This is a genomic window from uncultured Streptococcus sp., assembly GCF_963528215.1.
Taxonomy (GTDB): domain Bacteria; phylum Bacillota; class Bacilli; order Lactobacillales; family Streptococcaceae; genus Streptococcus.
Genome location: NZ_CAURVL010000058.1, coordinates 1 through 3,802, shown reverse-complemented (window position 1 = coordinate 3,802; position 3,802 = coordinate 1). Strand labels below are relative to the sequence as shown.

The 3,802-nt window shown below is 44.5% G+C and carries 3 protein-coding genes; all 3 read left to right on the top strand.

Features of this window, described 5'->3' with window-relative positions; translation table 11 throughout:
* The coding region (locus tag RWS24_RS10725) for an alpha-glucosidase C-terminal domain-containing protein (protein ID WP_314367436.1) at window positions 1–443 on the top strand (443 nt) is incomplete at its 5' end.
* Window positions 444–630: 187 nt separating this feature from the next.
* The gene (locus tag RWS24_RS10720) at window positions 631–2,880 is read left to right on the top strand and encodes an endonuclease/exonuclease/phosphatase family protein (protein ID WP_314367434.1); all 2,250 of its coding nucleotides are present in this window, start codon (window positions 631–633) and stop codon (window positions 2,878–2,880) included.
* A 246-nt stretch (window positions 2,881–3,126) separates the two neighbouring features.
* Window positions 3,127–3,802 (top strand): pyruvate formate-lyase-activating protein (gene pflA / locus RWS24_RS10715; RefSeq protein WP_314367431.1); only part of this gene is annotated, 676 nt, incomplete at its 3' end.

Genomic DNA, 3,802 nt, shown 5'->3' with positions numbered 1-3,802 from the left:
TTATCAAGGCTAAATCTCGTGATAATTCTCGGACGCCTATGCAGTGGGATGATTCGGTCAATGCAGGTTTTACAACAGGAACTCCATGGCTGAAGGTAGGCAAATCCTATCCTCTTATCAATATGGAAAATGAAATCAAGGGACCAATCTTTACCTTTTATCAGAAATTGATTGCCCTGCGTAAGGAACTGCCTATCATCGCAGAGGGCAGCTATCAGCCAGCCTATGAGGACAGTCCTCAGGTCTATGCCTTTGAGCGGGAGTGGCAAGGACAAAAACTTTTAGTCCTTAACAACTTCTATGCTGATCCGATTACGGTGGACATCCTGCCAGATTATCAAAATGGTCAGGTTCTCCTGTCCAATTACGGAAAGAATCAGGTTGACCATGTGCTGACCCTGCAGCCATACGAAACCTTGGCAATCTTAATAGGTGAAAACTAAAGTCTCGAAAGAATCTGGAAAAAATTCCAGATTCTTTTTTATTTGTTGGGCCAGCCTAGACAAGTATTTGTCTGAAGCGAGAGAAAATAATACAGAATTTTAAGAAAGCCTTTGCAAAATTTGATTCTTTTCTTTATAATAAAAATTAAATAGGATAATATACATTTATACAGAAAAGGAGAAGTTCATGAAAAAACAAGTTTCTTACAGGCAGCTCTTTCCCACAGCGGTTTTGCTAGCTGCTTTTCTGTCCCTGCTTTTTTCTGTCCAATTGGCCGGAGCAGAAGAAGCGGTAAGTTCGTCGACTTCAGAGGCGGCTGCTCTTACAGAGAATCCAGCTGTGAGCGATGCATCGGTTGCTAGTCAAGCAGAGAGTCCATCTGCAGAATCAGGAGAGTCAAGGCCAGCTTCTGAAGAGACAGTGGAAAAGGCAGACCAAGCTCCTGCTGTAGCACAAGCTGCGGCTAGCGGACCTGAAGTTATGCCCAATGTGGGTACGATTCAAGGGGAAGCTCAAGCCTCACCCTATGAGGACAGAGAAGTTCAAGTTTCCAATGTCGTTGTAACGAAAACTGATCGCTCTGGTTTTTATGTTCAAGACGTGACTCCGGATGGAAATAGCAGGACTTCTGATGCTCTTTATGTTGTTTCTAAAGAAAAAGTCGATGTCGGAGACAAACTTAGTCTTGAAGGTCGCGTTAAAGAAGGCTACATGGAAGAACTCAGCGTTCGCCAAGGGCAAACCTTTAACAAGCCCATTGATAGTTTGACTGTCACCATGCTTGTCGCTTCCAAGGTGACCAAGGAAGGAAAAGCTGACTTACCTGCTCCGGTAGACATCGTGGCTAATATGCCTCAGGATACGGTCGATAACGATATTAATAATTATCAGCCTCAAAGTGAAGCGTTGGACTACTGGGAAAGTTTGGAAGGAATGTTGACGACGGTGAAGAAGCCCCACGTTTTAGGCCCGCAGTACCGTGGAGACATTTATGTCTTGCCAGAAGGTTATCAGGCTTTACCATTAAACAATATCGGTGGTCTTAATCTTCGTCCAAACGCTCAAAATACCGCAACCATTCCAGTCTATGTTGGCAATAAATTCATTGCCAAGGCCAAGGATTATTTCAATGGTGATGTGGTCGGAGTTGTGACCTATCGTGGGAAGATTTACAAGTTGGAGCCGACTCAGCTGCCTGATTTGGTGGATGGTGGTTTGCAGAGACAGGTCTCTCCTATCTATCCAAGTGAGGACAAGCTGACTATTGCTTCCTACAATATCGAGAATTTTTCTGCTAATGCTAAAAAAGGTGAAACACCTGAGGAAAAAGTGACTAGAATCGCCAATTCCTTTATCAATGAAATCCATAGTCCAGATATCATCACGCTCATCGAGGTTCAAGATGAGAATGGCAGCGTTAATGACGGAACGACCAGCGGTGTCAAAAGCGGTGAGAAACTAGCGGCCCGCATCAAAGAATTGGGCGGAAAAACTTACAAGTACACCGAAGTTGCCCCACTTGACGGTCAAGATGGCGGTAAGCCCGGCTCTAATATCCGCGTGGCCTTTCTCTACGATCCAAATCGGGTGAAGTTAGTTGAAAGAGAAGCTGGTACGAGTGACGAAGCTGCTAGCTTCTCCGGTGGCCATTTGGTTAAGAATCCTGCCCGGATTGCTCCAACAAATCCTGCCTTTACAAAGGTTCGTAAATCCTTGGCAGCTGAGTTTGAATTTAAGGGACAGCATATCGTTGTTATCGCCAATCATTTGAAGTCCAAGATTGGGGATGATGCTGTTTATGGCTCCGCTCAACCAGCAGTTCAGCATACGCAGGCTGCTCGGATAGAGCAGGCTAAAATTTTAAATAGCTTTGTTCAGGAAGGACTGAGACAAAATCCTAACCTTAAGTTTGTGCTGACTGGTGATTTCAATGACTTTGAATTTTCCGAAACGGCTAAAGCATTGGCGGGTAATGAACTGATTAATCTCATGCAGGAGCATGATGCGGCTGACCGTTATTCCTACTTCTACCGCGGCAGCAACCAAAGTTTGGACAACATTTTCATTTCGAAGAACCTGGCAGGCAAGGCAGTCTTTGCCCCTGTCCATATCAATGCCTCTTTCATGGAGGAACATGGCAGAGCTTCAGACCATGATCCAGTAGTGGTGCAGCTGGACTTTTCTAAGGATGTTGCAGCTTCAACATCTGACAGCTCCCAGCCGTCTCAATCAACTGGACAATCTTCTGTAGCATCAGAACAAGGAGCTCCGTCTCAGACCAATCCCCCATCGTCCAATCAAACTGGACAAGGTCAGACAGCTAGCAGCAAGAAGAAGGGACTCCCGCAGACCGGCCAAAATAGCAGTAGCTGGGCAGTCTTGGGATTGGCCCTGTTGATGTTTGCTTTTACTCTCAAAAAGAGAAGCAGAAATTAACTAAAATCAATTTAAAAAGTGAAATCAGGGTGGACTAAAGAACCTACCCTGATTTTTTATTTGCCAGCATCTAAGAGCAAGTCTGTTCCCGCTTTCGCCCTAAAATTTCATCTGTTGTAAAACACTGAAAATGAAACTGAAAAACAGTTTGTTTTCTAAAAAATAGGCAAATTAAGTCTATTTTTGCTTTAATCATGTTATAATGTAGTTAGTTATAAAACGTTTTCAGAGTTAAGAGGTTGCGCTATGGTTGAAGAGAAAATTGAAGAAGCAGTTGATTATGGAAAGGTAACGGGCATGGTCCACTCCACCGAAAGTTTTGGAGCTGTTGATGGACCGGGTATCCGTTTTATTGTTTTTTTGCAGGGTTGCCACATGCGCTGCCAGTATTGCCATAATCCGGACACATGGGAGATGGAGACCAACAAATCTCAGCTGCGGACCGTGGACGATGTCTTGCAAGAAGCTCTCCGTTATAAGGGCTTCTGGGGCAATAAAGGCGGCATCACCGTCAGCGGAGGAGAAGCCTTGCTGCAGATTGATTTTCTGATCGCCTTCTTTACCAAGGCTAAAGAGCTGGGCATCCACTGTACTTTGGATACCTGTGCCCTGCCATTCAGAAATACGCCTCGCTATCTGAAAAAATTTGACAAACTCATGGCAGTTACCGACCTTGTCCTGCTAGATATCAAGGAAATTAACGAAGAACAGCACAAAATCGTGACCAGCCAAACCAACAAGAATATCTTGGCCTGTGCCAAGTACTTGTCTGATATTGGAAAACCAGTCTGGATCCGCCATGTCTTGGTGCCAGGATTGACCGACCGTGATGATGACCTGATTGAGCTGGGTAAGTTTGTTAAGACACTGAAGAATGTTGATAAGTTTGAAATTCTACCTTACCATACCATGGGAGAATTCA